The sequence below is a fragment of the Aeromonas sobria genome (genome assembly GCF_000820145.1).
Classification (GTDB): Bacteria; Pseudomonadota; Gammaproteobacteria; order Enterobacterales; family Aeromonadaceae; genus Aeromonas; species Aeromonas sobria.
Window position 1 is genome coordinate 35,719 of the sequence record NZ_CDBW01000021.1, and the last position, 14,478, is coordinate 50,196.

A 14,478-nucleotide genomic window follows, 5' to 3' on the forward strand; every position below is an offset into this window, starting at 1 on the left:
GGTATCGCAATCGTTAATGCTGCATCTTACGGCATGGGTATGGGGCATACTCTTATCATCGTAATTGACTTCTCATGTCCATCAACGGTCTTTCAAAAAGTTCAACTGATGGTATCCCTAAATGGCGTCTTCCACGATACTCTACAAGTTCGTTAACATAAATCCTATCGTGAGTGCGTACTGAAGATCGCCTAACAAGCCTAGGGTATTTCTTCCAAGATAAAGAAATATAGATTGACTGTTTCTTTTTAAAGCAAATGATATCTCCTCGAGCAATAAGAACTTCTATTGCATCTTCTAGCTTATTCGAGTTACGAACACAATGTGGGCCACTTCGTCTAATGTCACCTTTCAAAAACAACTCATTATTCCAGTTATGAATAATCCACTCCAGTAGCTTATTCACATGTGTCTCGTCCACGAACTCCCTAGCCTCGGGCGATCTAAATATTATCAATGCTTGATGCAAGTATATTTCAGCTAGTTCAATAGCAGTCTGCATCGTTTCATGAGTCACAAGCGTGGTTTTGTAGTCTATGTTTTTAAACACATGAAGTGCCGCCGCAATTCTTGACGCCTGCTCCATAAACTTTGAACCAAAATCTTTATAGTGTTCCAAATATTCCCCACGCCTCATTGCGTATTCAATGTCATTAAACTTGTCATTCCAAATTTTCTTAGCACTTTCTGTTAAATTCAGGCAATGACGCTCCTTGCCTTGTGCTCTCATCTCGAGCCCTTCTTTCAGTAAAGAATCAATCCTGGAGTTAAATCTACCTAATTTAATTTTATCCTCTAGTGATGCGCTCTCATTTCTATCCTCTTGACGATAGCCAATCTCTGACTCAGGCTCACAAAGTAGAATTCGAGCATCTAATCCAGAACTCCTCATCGCATCACCATTACTATCTCTGAATGTTCTATATATATCAGGCTGGATTTGCATGCTCAAAGTCAAACGTGCACCTTCAATATGAACTTCAGTGGTGTTGGCTCTGTCTACCCGTATAGTTTGACCTGACCACAATGAGTTGAACAATGCATTATCCTTCATCAAGTCACTCGACAGCAGTGTCCCTGCTTCGTCTGACACTAGGGCTAATGACGTATTATGTCCTGCTAACATTGATTTCAGCTTTGCGACGGTTACGTCTTCAGCTAAAATTCTACTGGCTATTGGTGACGTTGGCTTATTCAGATTGTGAGTATGCAATGAATCTTTCAGAATAGCCTGCTCCTCACCTTTTTTATACATATCATCTAACTCCTTGCTTAACACTTTTTTCTTCATATTCCACAATTCCAGTTCAGTCTGATATTTTTGCTGTGTATTTTCTGCTTGCTCAGCCAACCATTTTTCAAATTCACGAACTGGTTTCATCAGTAGCTTATCGACCGTGCTTTTTCTCTCGCCAGAAGCAGCTAGAATTAGAGTGTAAAGTGATGCCGGTATTTTCATCTCACTTTTTGGGCTAATATCTACCAACTGCTGCGATGCGATAGCTATAACAGACAACATTTGAGTCAAGATCATAAATTTCGGGGCCTTTGTTCTATAAGCGACGACATCCAGTGGATCCCAAAGGGACTGATCTAACCGCTCAATGACAGCCTCAATGGCTCTGTATTGATTCATTATTGACCTCCATTGCTTGACTACTTTGCGACCTGGTTGCTATCCATTGATTGACCTCGCTCTGACGCCAGCCGATCGCTGACTTGCCAAGCTTTATCGCCTTGGGAAAGCTGGGATCATGCCGGGAGGACCTCGCGTTCAGCTTGTCATAAATTGTTGATCTAGCGAGGCTAATCATCTTTGTAAGCTCCGGCATCCTAATGATGCGGTCTATTGCGTCTTGCATTACGTGATGTCCTTCTAACGTCTGAGTGGATGAGCTCGCATTATGGTGGGGACATGGAGTAACGTCAGGGGGACAAATTACGAACCCAAGAGGTAAATCATGATGACGCACTTTTTCGCAGCATTTCTCTACTTTGTAGAAAAGACCCTTGGGCTTAGCAAGCCAGTCCGCTCATCCGAGAAGCCCAGTAGAGATGGCGAAAATTCATACAGAAATGCACAGTCAGACGATGACAAGTACAACTACCAGGTAACACTGGATAAAATATGCCAGCGGCTACATATTGGCAGCAGTTTGTCACAAAATATCCTTTCCAATCATATTGATATATTAGAGAGTGTATGCAATGTATTGGTTCGAAAAGACATAATAACAAAGGATCCATTAGAGAATGAGTTAAATGTCTACACCAAAAATTCAATAATTCCATTAATCTGCACAGACATATATATATTTAAAGAACAATCTAGTGAAGAGTCTATTTATTATCATCTCGACGAAATACTAAGACAGGAAAACTTAATATTAATAAAGGAGGGACAAGAGAGGTTCCGAAAACTAACAGCACAAAAATACATACGAGAGTTAATTAAAAATAATTATATATTAGAATTTTGCGAATCAAGAAAATATAACAACCCTGAACTATTCATTCAAGAGCTATTGGACTATTTAAATGAATTACACAAGAAAGGAAATCAAACCTGTAAAACATTAAATGAAAAAATAAGTCTCTGTCAAAAAAGACTCTCTGATTGTAACCTTAATAGTTATAATCTGAATTCAATTTCCGCAGCTTACACTGCTGTTATAATCCTGCAAGATATAGACAATAAAACAGGCATGTTTGGTCATTTTCACAAGACTTACAACCAGGTTGTGATTGGATCGAACCCATTACTAAATAATTTGAAAAAGACGTTAAGATTCGTCCTTGACGATAATTACGATGAATTCAATGAAGAAGACAAGGCACTTGGTAAATTACTCGGACTGCCCCCGTTACTGCTAGTTAAAGAAAGACGCATAGAGCGAATAAATAATGTTGTTGATTGTGTTTTACGACTGTTTGACACACCTTTAATGCCCCCTTTCAAAGAGAAATTTGGTTTTGCCAAACTGAAAGAGAATTTGGATTTATTGTCACACATGGTATATCCACCACCGGCACCTTATTTTTATAGCCTAGATATTGATAATGGGCATATAAATTTTGAACACAACCCAAGTGAAAATCCTACTCACGCCAATTATATTGTGTTTAATAGGGATTATTTCTCTACTATAGCTGAACTCGCAGATGACCCAACTAACCAATATCAAGATTATTTTTCCCAATATATCCCCCTACTCGAAATACTTGATTCCCTTCAAAGGGCATTACCCGAAAAAGCCCTGGATGTGATCGATAACATAAACGAATTCAGTTTATCAACATTTGGATTCAATAAGTATGCATTGGCTGTACTGACCATTGGGTTATTGTATAATAAAAGAGCAAGCGAAATAAAAAACATCTCATTATTACCACAAGTGAACGATACGCTTAATCATGAAGGAAATATATCCATCCTTTTATATAGATCTCGCTTTTTAGATTCATGGCTTTCAGAGGATTCTTACAATAAACATTCTGTGATTTTTAGCCTAAACCAATATAGACATTACAACTTGTACCTTGCAAAAGCTATTTATTGTTATAATTTTACTATTGCGCGACATACTACACCGGCTAGTGGCATTCATTATAACGTATTTGAACAGCCTCTTTTGACTGTAGATATACATAATTTGAACTATGACTCAAAACTGATTTGCCATAATTTACTTGAACGTTTAAATATTGTATGCGGTAAGGTATTATCTGGTTTGGATAAAGTTAACACCGGTGTGGATCTGAAAGATCCTAACGCCCTTGTAAATTTTGTATATGACTTAAGTAGAGCCAAGATTATTTCAAAAAATGAGTTCATGAGTAATCTAATCCACTGTATTACCGACTCCTCACTCGGAGCATGCCTCCTAGACTACTTAACTCTCATAATGCTATTTTCTGTTCCTGGCGATAATGTTAATAACATTATAAAGCTTGGTGAGAAAAGCGATGTTGTGCAGTTATTATTTCTAGCATACGAGGAACTATCATCTAGAATGTCAAAAAAGTAGCTTGCTAGTGAATTACTTTCAATTTATATATTAGATATAACTTGTTGAAAAGTATGTTTTTATAGCTTTGGTTGATGTAAAACCACTCACAGAGGCATCGAGTCTTGAGTCAGTACACGCTCCTGTTCGTACTAAGTTACGGCAGCCAATGAAATACGATCACCCCAAGTCCTCTCCAGATACTTTCAGATACAAATATCAAAAGTATCTGGGATATCCCCTAATAGTGCCTCTTTGAATTGGAGCCATGCTTCTCACATGAAGCTCTGCGACATTAATCTATGTGAATAGATTGTGTGGCAATCTGACATTCTTGCTACTGTTGTTAAAATCAGCCTAAAATATAGGTTTCATCTACACAGCGGTCACCACCAAAAACACCCCTTGGAGCCTCACAAGAATTCCACCCCCACAACTATTTTTGATGCATTTATTTAATGCTGAATGCATCACCAAAAAACATTTAATATCTTATGCTTATCAATATACTAACCTATACGGTGAGAGTAACTTGTTCCGATCTCCCTCTACCTAACGAATCAGCTTCTAACGTGATGCAGCGCCATGAGGCTCTACACCTTTATAAATACTCAGCGAAATAAATTTAAGCTGAAATGGAGACCTGCTCAGAGGTGGTTGAAACCTTTGTGCTCAGACTCGCATTGATAAATGCTTAAACTCGAAGCGAGGATGTTGTTAAATATCATTTTCGTTGACCATCGAACTGTAAATTGCTTGATTGATAAGGGAGCATTCCTTAACTGGTGGCTCTTTGATGTGTTCGCATCAATAACAATACTGCACCTCAATCACCGAGCAACCGCTAAATTAAACACCAATAAAATGTAGTTCGCTTTGCGACTAGATGTCATGCTTTTTATGCGAATAGCACCCTCTCTGACACGCGAACAGGAATAACTCACATATAGCTGAAGAGACCAAGCAGCATGGTCACTAGACATTTCCCCATTGAAATAGATAAATGGGTGAGGCTTCATAGTTTCGTCTTGGTAGCTCAGGGTTGTCGCTTTTCCGGTCCGATTGAAAAGTAACTCAGATAGATATTATCAAGGGAAAGTAAACACATATCGCTGTGAAGCTGCTTGGGAGCGCCATTGCGGCCTCCCAAGTTATCTGTCCTGGTATCGGCATCAGTCTGTCATCGATGCGCACTGTGAGCCATTAAGGCGCCAGTCGCGCCACCAGCTTATCAACCACCTCCAACACCAGCGCTCTGTCAGCTGTATCGAGTTTGGCCAACTGCTGGCTGAGCACAATACCTTGTTCGGTAGGGCGGTTGCTGGTCTCACGCAGAAAGTCTGCAAGCTCACAGCCAAACAGCTGAGCCAGCTCAGCGAGCCGCACGACAGTCGGCACTACGAGACCTCGCTCCATTCGAGAGACGGCTTCCATACCTATCTTCAAGTGCTCTGCCACTTGCTCCTGAGTCAGCCCCGCCTGCTGGCGTTGGCGCCCAATCGCTTTGCCCACGCTCTTGGCCAGCGCTTCAGAGTTGATGTTTTTCATAAGTCCTCCAGTCAACCCTGATAGTTGACTATGGACTTTTATTGACATTAAGGACCCTTTGCGATGAGGATCACCCCATTAGATCTAATCCAGTGAAATAGTTACCCCAACATCGAAAGGAGTTCGACACGACCTAACCTCAACCCATCCCCTTGGTGGCATTTGGCTATCAGCCAGCACCACCATTAAGCCATTACGTTTACACCCGTTAGCCCGACAGGCTCGCCTCGTTGGTCAGGCATCCCTTTGCCATTTTTATTAAGGAGAAATCATGAATCGCACACTGCTTTATCCCTTGCTGCTGGCCTCTGGCCTATCACTGAGTGCCTGCAATGCTGAATCTGCCGATGGCCCAGAATTTACTCTGGAAGTGGAATACACCGCTATTGGGCGACCTCAGATCGTCGTCACCTCGCTCAACGATCAAGTCACCATTCAAAAAGTGCTGATTAATGGCGGCAAGAGTAAATGCCGGGTAATGCTGCGCAGTGACTTGATGGGGTCGGTGGGAGGAACCTATTTTCCACTCAAGCTCAATTACACCGAAAGCTGGCGGCTGGTCATGACCGAGCCGTGCCGGTTGAGAGAGGTCACCCTCTTCACCAATCTGGGCAATGCCTCTTACACCATTGAATAATTTATCTGGAGAGTGACATGACAGAAAAAATCAGACTGGCACTGTGGTGCACATGGTTATCGCTGTTTGCTTTACCGACCTGGGCTGCGCCTGAATTCACTGTGCCAACGGTCACGAAACGGGTACCGGCTAATGTCGAGGGTACCCTCAATTTCGCCAGCATGCAGTTTTGGATAGAGACCTCGAAAGGGGAGCGCATCATGCTGATGCCGCTGGATGAAGATGAGCCAAGGCTCATCCCCAGTGTCAGCCAGCCGGTTGCCCTGAACGGTTTTATGCTCACCTATTCAGATGGCAGCCGTTACTTCGAGCCCTCCTTTGCACCTGCGTCAGCTGCATCAAGTACCACGTCATTTACCATCGTGAAAAATGGTGATGACAGCATCGAGATCCGGTATCGGGATGAGGTGCTGCTGCACACCAATGAATATGACGCCATCAAGCTCACGCACCGATTGCCGCTCGTCAACGGGCAGGCGGTCTTGTTTGAGCTGCACAGTGGCGGTGTGGCATGCCCGGTGCTCTATCAGTTGGCGGTCGCCCAGACGGGGGCGCTGACCATGCTTTCACAGCCCTTTGGTACCTGCAGCGACGAAGGCAAGCTGACCCCCGCCCCCAACGGTTTCACCCTCGACCTGCCCGGCAATCCTCGTCAGCGCTGGGTATGGGATGCCAACAGATTGACGCTGCGAAAGCAGTCCTAACCACCAGCCACCACACATTCACCACCATCAGGGCACCTTCGGGTGCCCTCTGTTTTATGCCGCATTTTATTTAAGGAACGGTTCATGCCATTACCACAACCGGGGGACCACCTCGTTTCACCCCGCACCGGTTACCAGCACCACGGTATCTATCTGGGAGACCATCAGGTTATCCACTACCAGGGGGTCAGTGCCGGAATACATTCCGGTCAGATAGCTATCGCCACGTTTGCTGAGTTTAGCCAAGGGCGGGGCTATCGCATCCAGCACCATAGCGCACGAGCTTTCAACCGGGAGGAGAGTATCGACCGTGCTTACTCCCGTCTTGGAGAGGCGCACTACAGCACGCTCTTTAACAACTGCGAGCACTTTGTGCTCTGGTGCATCGAGGGCTTTCACTACAGCAAGCAGATTAACCAGCTCATTGCTACGGGGTGTATCGCACATCAGGCGCTTCACTCTGTGGCTCGGCAGCCTACCCTTGCGGCCCTGCCTAGCATGGCCACCAGCACGGCACTGAATCCATCAGCAACTACCGCTGTGACCGCTGCAGTCGGTGCGTTGCTGGGGAGTTCGGCCACCTCGCTGGCGGCGCCCTTGGCTGCCACCTACGGCCTCTACCGCGCCTGGCGCTGGTTCAGGGATTAACGCGTCTCACATTCGATACGAAAGGACACACCATGATGACCATGCCATTTCACTTGGCAGGGATGGCCCTGCCGATTTCGCCCGAGCAGCCTGACTTACTGCGCAGCGTCGTGCGGGAACAACAGCTCGACCTCACCGACCTCTCGACCCTGACCTTCAACTTTCGCAGCCCCGGCTACAGTGCCGAGACGGGTGGCGTCCATCCGGTAGAGCTGCGGCTTATTCGGGGATTGCACGGCTGGGTCTTCGATTACATCACCGACTTCAGTTATCAGGGACTGGGCCAGGATGCCGAGCTCTGCAAGGAGCTCGACTTCAACCTCTCCTGCGACGAACACTATCTGCAGGGCTGGGGACCACTGCCCGGCGTGGAAGCACGCGAACTGTTCGCCCTGTGGCAGAGTAATTTCATCGCTTATGGCCAGTTGGGGTATTTCACCGTCACGGTCAGCGGGGATTAGGAGGTGTGTGATGACTAACGAACTGCCGCTCTCCCACTACTCACGCCAGTGGCTGGGACTGGTCGCGGCCAAGGCCAAACTACAACCAACTCGCCAGAGCGAGCGCTGGTTGCTGCACCTAACCCCTGATAGTCCAAACGCCCGCACCGTCACACTGCATCTGCGTTGGTCTGGCGTGCAGTGGCAGCTGCTCTCCCTCACCAATGCCGAGGACTGGCGCACCATGAGCCAGCCCATGGATGAAATCTGCGTTGACCCTAAGCGTCGTTGTTTCTGGCGCGGCCAGGCAGGACCGGTCTCACTCTCTGACCAGCCCCGTGTACTGGCAAGTTTCCTGGCTGACCTGCAGCGTACCTGCATTCATCACGGTTATCGTGTGGAGAGTGACCCCTTACCCCAAGAGGAGGCAGAAGATGCCCAAACAACCGATAGCCGTTGAGCTGGAAGCGATTAACCGAGAGGGGGAAACACAGGTGGTACGTGACAGTGGCATACCCGTGCACGGCTACAGCGTTTATCTGCGGGCCGTGGAGGCCAGCGGGCTGGCACTGGCCACCTGGGTTGCTGACGACGACACCATCGGCCCAGCCTATGAACTGGCTGAACGGCTGAGCGTTGCGCTCGCTATCCCACTCACAGTGTTAGTCCCCGAATCGCTGATGCCGGTGAAGCGTGCCCCTACAGCCGGAGCAGGAGCAGAAGCCGCCACCAAGGCCAACTGAACACCCCTCACAGTGAACCAACAACCTCTTTGCCTTTAACTCCGACATGCTTCCTGCCTGCCGGGGTTTTGTTTATTTGGAGAATTCCACTATGCGTTACCACAAGCTGAAAGCCGGGGAATGCCCCGGCACTTATGTCGTCACCGAGCCGGTGACAGAGCAAGACCTGCTGCGAATCGCCAATCAGATTGCCAGGAAGCGCTTGGCTAAAGGCACCGCCATCACCAGCACCACGGAGGCCGCTGAGCGGCTGCAAACCCTGCTGCAAGAGCGAGAGCACGAAGTGTTTGGGGCACTGTTCCTCGACTCCCAACATCGCGTACTGGCTTTTGAGGAGCTGTTTCGTGGCACCCTCGACAGCGCCAGCATCTACCCACGGGAAGTGGTCAAGCGGACCTTGTTACTCAACTGTGGGGCCATCATCGCGGTGCATAATCACCCCAGCGGTGACCCTGAACCCAGCCACTCTGACCGGGTCTTTACCCAAGCCCTCAAAGAGGCCTTAGCGCTGGTCGATGTGCGATTGCTTGACCATCTGGTGGTCGGTGCCGAGGGCGTAGTCTCGCTGGCCGAGCGAGGCCTGCTATGAACATTCCCCCTGGCAAATCACACCTCACCGTCATCGATATCCTCATCGAGTTGCGTTGCTGGCTTGCAGACAACGTCCAGATGCAGGCAGCGCCCGCTATCGTGGCTCACCTGCCGAGCGGCCACCAACTCACCCAGGCCGACTGTGTCGAAGCTATTGATGCCCTGCTGCATCATCTGCGCCATTAGCCGCGCCAAGAAGGGACAAGCGCCATGCGATTACTCAACCCCTATTCCCTCGAGGAAACGCTCGGGAAGCTACGCCATGGCCTGGCTACCGCCTGCAACGAGGAGGCGCTGGCATTACTGGAAAAAGCCGTCACCAAGGCGCGTGACGACGAGGGTTATGCCAAGCAGTTTGAAGAGGCTTTGCTGCGGGGATCCACCATCGAGATCCGCGAGTGCCTCAGTTGTTTTGGCGACTACTTCGAGCGATCCCGAGACGCACCGCCCTATTACCCGCATCACGATGCCGTCAACGGCATTGATTGTGCGCTCTACGCCATGCAGTTTGATGCGGCTTACCCAGACGCAGAGCAGGCGCAGCAATAACATACAGGTCGATCGTTCACCCGGATCATTAGAGCCAATACCATGATCCGGATATTCCGACACAACCCACAGGGCCACCTCACCAAAGGTGGCCTTTTGCATTTCAAGGAGCCATGCCCATGTCTGCCTTCATGATCGATCGCAAGGACTATCTTGCCTTTGCCGTTCAGTTGCACCGTTTTTGTAATGCCCCGATGCCGCCTCATTACACCCTTGAGTTGCTGCGCACCCTCTGGTGGAACTCACCAATGGATGTCACCAGTACCGGGACGTGGCGGGTAGACCGGCTGGTACGGCTAATGATGCTCGCCAATCGGCGGGCTGTCTGGCATCGCTATCAGCTTGGGCGTCAGCAGGACCAGAAGGAACCAAGCCAGCGCCGCTCGACCAAGCTGGGACCGGTTAAACCTGCCCATCGTTACCACCAGGCACCACTCACCGATGCCGAACTGGTAGCCCTCTACAAATTCACCTGCTGCGCCCTGTACCAATCGAGTGAATGGAGTGGGAGCCCTGAGCATGCTCCTCGGTTGGTCAAGGTAATACAGCAGTTGCAGCAAGCGCTGGCGCAAGACGTGCTGACCCGATTGTCACTGTGGGAACAAGCCCCCTGGGGAGAGATGTGATGAACCTCTCCATCACCCTGACGGTGACAAACTCACCACCGAGTTCAACGGCCCACCTGGCTCAACGCATCGCCGATGACATGGCACACCTGCATCACCGCCTCGGGGATGGGGTCAGTGATGAACTGGGCATCAGTATCAGCTATCTGGTCGAACAGTTTGCGCTGCTGGCAGCGGCCTACCGTTCACCAGCAGAAAGGGAGAAACAACAATGATTACGTTCAATGACAGTTTTAGCCAGGCCGCCGTAGCGGAGGCCATGTGTGCCCATTCAGGGCTCGCCAAGCTCATCAGTCAGCAGTTGATGCTACCGGGCTTTGCCTATGCCCACGATGTGGAGGGAAGGCGTATTGGTGGCCCCATTGTTGCGCCCAACCCGGTGCTGCACAAGACCACGCTCTTTGTCAGTCCACGGGATATGCGTGAGCACCTGCCACGAGAGATTAACTTCGCCCGCTTTCGCTGTGCCTGTAATGCTGCGGGTCAGCCGGTCGGCGAGTGGCAACGGGTGATAGTCGGAGCCTACGTCAACCACGGCAGCAACGACGCGCCGGATTGGAGTAGCCACACGTGACAACACCCACAGCACCAACAATGTCGCCAGAGGCCGCCATTGCGAGGCTCCGAGCCCATATCGAGGAGTTCATCGCGTTGGAGCTGACCAGCAAGCTCGATGCGCAGCTGGCCAGTCTGGTGCGCTTCGGCGGACTGGACCTGGATAACTGGGATGGGGCAAATCTGGTCCTGCCTCGCACCGTGACCACGGCCTTGCTGGAGGCTGCCGCCGAACGGGTGATTTGGCACAGCCACCGTCGTCGTTATCAGCGAGACATCAATCGCCTCAAACAATGGCTGTAGACAATCCTCCCCCTAACCCCATGCAGCCCCTCACGCCGAGGGGCTGTTTGCATTTGAAGGAAGCCACACCATGCACGACCTGCGTGATTACAAGACTCTGACCGCTCAGCAGATAACCGCAGCTATCGGTCAGCTCAACCACAACACCGCGCCGAAGATAATGACCCACCTTGCATTGCGGGCCACACAGCCCCATCCATTCGGTAATAGTTGCAGCAGAGCCAAGGCCCTCAAGCTGCTGCGTCGGGTAAAGCAAGCTCACAAGGCGGGACGTATCCCGCTTGAGCTCACGGTGACAGGCTGCCGCATCGACCGGGGTAGCCATCAGGCAGACCGTTACTACTACGACCGGACACTACTGGCCCAAGGGTGGCAGCAGTACGACACCGAAGAAGATGCGTGGTACTTCGGTATCTGGATTAACACAGAGACGCTGGAGACCTTTACCTACACCGAGGGGGATACCAACCATGTGATTGCACCAAACATCGAAGCCTTTCGAGCTGAGTTGGCACGGCTCTACCAGTACCACCCGCAGGCTCCAGCGTTTATCACTATCGACCCGGAGGCAGGCATTGTGACCCACCACTTTGAAGCCAAACCGGAGGTGTGAGATGGCAAAGAACATCACTATCAAGGTGCCCGGCAAACATCCCCAAACTGGCGAGCTCACCACCTTCGAGCTCAAGGGCCAGCGCATGGATATCGACATTGGTGGGCAGGCAGTGCCTTTCCTCATTCACGGGAGGGGCATAGGCACCTCGCTCACCCACATCCCGAGCGGCTATCGCATCGCGCTGCTCGGTGGCTGGCTGACCGCTCGTTACGCCATACCTGAGAATAAGCCCAGCAGAACGGCCTGTGCCCAGATGGCCATTGACCGTCTGGTGGCTCAATACGGCTCGCTGCACCTGCTGGACCGGCTCAATTGCAAGCCAGTTATCAATGAGACGGCTAACTGCGCTCGTTGACGCCCGACTGTCTTGCTCATCGACACACAGCATAAAGGGCCAGCCCTCTCAGGCTGGCCCTTGGCACCATTGGAGTCACCGAACATGACCCGTCTTATCACCGGACTCGAGGTGCATCGCTATGCCCCCGAGCTCAACAAACTGCATCTGCGCAACCAGCAGACGTTACCCGCTCCTGGCATCACCACCATCAAGGAGGCCAAAGCCCGCCTGTTTGGCCGTTGGCAGCCAGGGCATCAGGTAACCATCACCGTGAGCCATCCTGACTACGTCAATCTCTCCCGGCTCTTCCGAGGGCGACTGGCAAACCTGACCGACCTCCCTGAGCATCTGACCAGGCTACGCCAGCGCCACAACGTGCCCGGCACCCGCATCGACATTCAACTGAGGTATCGCTGATCATGACCACGACAACCACCCACACCAATGGCCAACAATCTGAAGCACCAGACCTGCCCACCCGGATCTTTGCGCAGTGGGGCTTGCCCCATACTGTTACACCGCGCTTTGGCGCTCGTCTCATTCAGGAGCATCACCGGCTGCACGTTCTGTCAGATCGGGCATCACTAGTAGGCGAATGGGTAGAGGAGGCAATAGACCAGCTGGAAATTGCCTTTCCTAGCATCATCAAGGAACAGGAGGGCAAATTGCTGACGGGTGAACTCGATGCCCAACGCCAGCAACGCATTACCGTCCAGCACGCAGAATTTACCTGCGAAGCCGATAGCCTGGGCAGCCACGGATACATCTACATTGCGATTTATCAGGCTGCGCAGACAGCCAAAGATCATGCCACAAATGTACCCTCTACCTAGGATTGCTTTTTAAACTCCAGCATCTCCTTAAACAAGCGATGGGCATCTTGAGGGGGGATTTGCTCAATCAACTGATCTGGTGGGCATCGCAGCAAAGGGCTTTTAAGGCGGTTGATGTCTTCACCGGAGAAGGCTGTACGATTAGCCAGAAAAAGGGCATACATATTTTGGTACACGGTCGCTTTGTTTAGCTTACTAACCTCGGTCGCGGCTCGCCACAAGGTGTTATCACCGATATCCAGCCAACACTCGCCTTGCTTGTCAAAGACCGTGACAGGGGTAACCTCACGGGGAAGCTGACAATTCTGGGGAGGAATAGGGGCATGCAACAACGAACGCCCAGTAGCCCAATAAAGCGTCGTGCCAGCAGTCAATTGCTCACAAGGAACCTGAACATTGAGCATGAACAGGCCTTCCAGCTTAGCATTCTTGAGGGGGAGCATCTTTTCACCAACCTGCAACAAGACATCCCCCTGCGTGGTTGGGCTCACCAGATGCATATACAGCTGGTTGCTTTTCACATCATACCGTTCAAAGCTGAACGTAGAGGCAGCAAAAGCGGGAATGGCCATAAGGCAGAGGGTCAATAGGGGGGCGGTCATTCGGTTCACGGTGTTGGTTGTTCCTCCTGGATGATAGTTTGCAGGGTAACGGATGACTGACACAGCAGCTATGTTACCGCTGACCACCTTACCCAAAGCTGAACACAACATGTCCGAAGCAATACGGCAGCCAAGGCCCTCAGCTGCTACGTTGGGTCAAAAACGCCGACAACGCAGGGTGTATCCCGTTCGAACTCACCGTGACAGGTTGCCACATCGACATTGATCTGAGATATCGCAGGAAATAACCATACTTTTTAAGTGGTAACTATTGAAACCCAATGCCAGTACCCCCAAATAGAATAAAGCATCGCCACCTTGAGTGATGCACAACCAAAACTGGAGTGTTCAATGTACAAATCGGGCCAAATTGTCCCTCAATCAGGGATCTACAAGTGCACCAAGTGTGGAAATGAAGTGACTTGTGTAAAAGGGGAACCGTTCCCACCCTGCTGCCCAAATGCAGGCTTTACTCTTGTTAGAGCAACTCGGTAACCGAGAATAAAAAAGGGCTTTAGGGTTATGCTGTACCTAAAGCTCCATGCCATCCACAGTAGCGTTTAGAGCAGGGTGAAGAGTTGGTGGGGAAATCAAGCGCAAGTAACAATGGCTGTTTTGCATTGGTTCATCGGCTTAATAACGTGTCCAAAGCAGTACTATCGAGGAGAAGGGCAGCCAAGGCACTGTGGCACACTGCGTGGCATACCCAAATTTCAGATAAGAAAAAAGCCCAAGCGAT

General features: G+C 50.0%; 22 protein-coding genes. 18 read left to right on the plus strand and 4 right to left on the minus strand.

All coding sequences use genetic code 11. The features are described from left to right. Positions 1-55 precede the first annotated feature (55 nt). A complete protein-coding gene (locus BN1135_RS10915) occupies positions 56-1,636 on the minus strand; it encodes a YfjI family protein (protein ID WP_042021009.1) in 1,581 nt (526 codons plus the stop codon). Then, positions 1,614-1,862 carry a helix-turn-helix transcriptional regulator gene (locus BN1135_RS10920; RefSeq protein WP_042021010.1) on the minus strand — a complete coding sequence of 83 codons (249 nt, stop codon included), beginning with the start codon at positions 1,860-1,862 and terminating at the stop codon, positions 1,614-1,616. Before BN1135_RS10920 ends, BN1135_RS10915 begins: the two co-directional genes overlap by 23 nt. 99 nt (positions 1,863-1,961) lie before the next feature. On the opposite strand from BN1135_RS10920, the gene BN1135_RS10925 reads away from it, so the two are divergent. Continuing rightward, the gene (locus tag BN1135_RS10925; RefSeq protein ID WP_042021012.1) at positions 1,962-4,028 is read left to right on the plus strand and encodes a hypothetical protein; all 2,067 of its coding nucleotides are present in this window, start codon (positions 1,962-1,964) and stop codon (positions 4,026-4,028) included. A gap of 1,182 nt (positions 4,029-5,210) precedes the next feature. On the opposite strand, the gene BN1135_RS10930 is transcribed toward BN1135_RS10925, so the two are convergent. Continuing rightward, on the minus strand, positions 5,211-5,555 hold the full coding sequence (locus BN1135_RS10930) for a helix-turn-helix domain-containing protein (protein WP_042021014.1): 345 nt from the start codon (positions 5,553-5,555) through the stop codon (positions 5,211-5,213). Positions 5,556-5,826: 271 nt separating this feature from the next. Here BN1135_RS10930 and BN1135_RS10935 point away from each other — a divergent pair, with 271 nt between their 5' ends. The 17 genes from BN1135_RS10935 (at position 5,827) to BN1135_RS11015 (ending at position 13,137) form a co-directional block, all read left to right on the plus strand. Continuing rightward, positions 5,827-6,192, plus strand: a complete 366-nt coding sequence (locus tag BN1135_RS10935; RefSeq protein WP_042021015.1) for a hypothetical protein — start codon at positions 5,827-5,829, stop codon at positions 6,190-6,192. A gap of 17 nt (positions 6,193-6,209) precedes the next feature. Then, a complete protein-coding gene (locus tag BN1135_RS10940; protein ID WP_042021017.1) occupies positions 6,210-6,896 on the plus strand; it encodes a hypothetical protein in 687 nt (228 codons plus the stop codon). A gap of 84 nt (positions 6,897-6,980) precedes the next feature. Continuing rightward, positions 6,981-7,544 (plus strand): lecithin retinol acyltransferase family protein, encoded by a 564-nt coding sequence (locus tag BN1135_RS10945; RefSeq protein WP_042021019.1) that lies wholly within the window; start codon positions 6,981-6,983, stop codon positions 7,542-7,544. 35 nt (positions 7,545-7,579) lie between these two features. Next, positions 7,580-8,005 (plus strand): DUF2787 family protein, encoded by a 426-nt coding sequence (locus tag BN1135_RS10950; protein WP_042021044.1) that lies wholly within the window; start codon positions 7,580-7,582, stop codon positions 8,003-8,005. A gap of 10 nt (positions 8,006-8,015) precedes the next feature. Beyond that, the gene (locus BN1135_RS10955) at positions 8,016-8,444 is read left to right on the plus strand and encodes a hypothetical protein (protein WP_042021020.1); all 429 of its coding nucleotides are present in this window, start codon (positions 8,016-8,018) and stop codon (positions 8,442-8,444) included. After that, positions 8,419-8,727 carry a hypothetical protein gene (locus tag BN1135_RS10960; protein ID WP_042021022.1) on the plus strand — a complete coding sequence of 103 codons (309 nt, stop codon included), beginning with the start codon at positions 8,419-8,421 and terminating at the stop codon, positions 8,725-8,727. Before BN1135_RS10955 ends, BN1135_RS10960 begins: the two co-directional genes overlap by 26 nt. Positions 8,728-8,818: 91 nt before the next feature. Beyond that, a complete protein-coding gene (gene radC, locus BN1135_RS10965; protein WP_042021024.1) occupies positions 8,819-9,316 on the plus strand; it encodes a RadC family protein in 498 nt (165 codons plus the stop codon). Next, positions 9,313-9,504 (plus strand): hypothetical protein, encoded by a 192-nt coding sequence (locus BN1135_RS10970; protein ID WP_042021026.1) that lies wholly within the window; start codon positions 9,313-9,315, stop codon positions 9,502-9,504. The genes radC and BN1135_RS10970 overlap by 4 nt, the downstream gene beginning before the upstream one ends. A gap of 24 nt (positions 9,505-9,528) precedes the next feature. Beyond that, positions 9,529-9,867 carry a hypothetical protein gene (locus tag BN1135_RS10975; protein WP_175479090.1) on the plus strand — a complete coding sequence of 113 codons (339 nt, stop codon included), beginning with the start codon at positions 9,529-9,531 and terminating at the stop codon, positions 9,865-9,867. Positions 9,868-9,986: 119 nt separating this feature from the next. After that, on the plus strand, positions 9,987-10,493 hold the full coding sequence (locus BN1135_RS10980; protein ID WP_042021028.1) for a hypothetical protein: 507 nt from the start codon (positions 9,987-9,989) through the stop codon (positions 10,491-10,493). Beyond that, entirely contained in the window at positions 10,493-10,708 is a 216-nt protein-coding gene (locus BN1135_RS10985; RefSeq protein ID WP_042021030.1) for a hypothetical protein, read from the plus strand. Before BN1135_RS10980 ends, BN1135_RS10985 begins: the two co-directional genes overlap by 1 nt. After that, positions 10,705-11,067, plus strand: coding sequence for a hypothetical protein (locus BN1135_RS10990; RefSeq protein ID WP_042021031.1), 363 nt, complete (start codon positions 10,705-10,707; stop codon positions 11,065-11,067). Before BN1135_RS10985 ends, BN1135_RS10990 begins: the two co-directional genes overlap by 4 nt. Beyond that, complete coding sequence (locus BN1135_RS10995; protein ID WP_223290123.1) at positions 11,064-11,351, plus strand: hypothetical protein; 288 nt, start codon at positions 11,064-11,066, stop codon at positions 11,349-11,351. The genes BN1135_RS10990 and BN1135_RS10995 overlap by 4 nt, the downstream gene beginning before the upstream one ends. Positions 11,352-11,421: 70 nt before the next feature. Continuing rightward, complete coding sequence (locus tag BN1135_RS11000; protein ID WP_042021035.1) at positions 11,422-11,964, plus strand: hypothetical protein; 543 nt, start codon at positions 11,422-11,424, stop codon at positions 11,962-11,964. Position 11,965: 1 nt separating this feature from the next. After that, the gene (locus BN1135_RS11005) at positions 11,966-12,322 is read left to right on the plus strand and encodes a hypothetical protein (protein ID WP_042021037.1); all 357 of its coding nucleotides are present in this window, start codon (positions 11,966-11,968) and stop codon (positions 12,320-12,322) included. An 84-nt stretch (positions 12,323-12,406) separates the two neighbouring features. Further along, on the plus strand, positions 12,407-12,721 hold the full coding sequence (locus tag BN1135_RS11010) for a hypothetical protein (RefSeq protein ID WP_042021038.1): 315 nt from the start codon (positions 12,407-12,409) through the stop codon (positions 12,719-12,721). 2 nt (positions 12,722-12,723) lie between these two features. Continuing rightward, positions 12,724-13,137, plus strand: coding sequence for a type IV toxin-antitoxin system YeeU family antitoxin (locus BN1135_RS11015; RefSeq protein ID WP_082186779.1), 414 nt, complete (start codon positions 12,724-12,726; stop codon positions 13,135-13,137). Here the strand turns inward: BN1135_RS11015 and BN1135_RS11020 are convergent. Next, positions 13,134-13,739 carry a FimV/HubP family polar landmark protein gene (locus tag BN1135_RS11020; RefSeq protein ID WP_042021040.1) on the minus strand — a complete coding sequence of 202 codons (606 nt, stop codon included), beginning with the start codon at positions 13,737-13,739 and terminating at the stop codon, positions 13,134-13,136. The two genes, BN1135_RS11015 and BN1135_RS11020, sit on opposite strands and share 4 nt — an antisense overlap. Between the last annotated feature and the right edge of the window lie 739 nt (positions 13,740-14,478).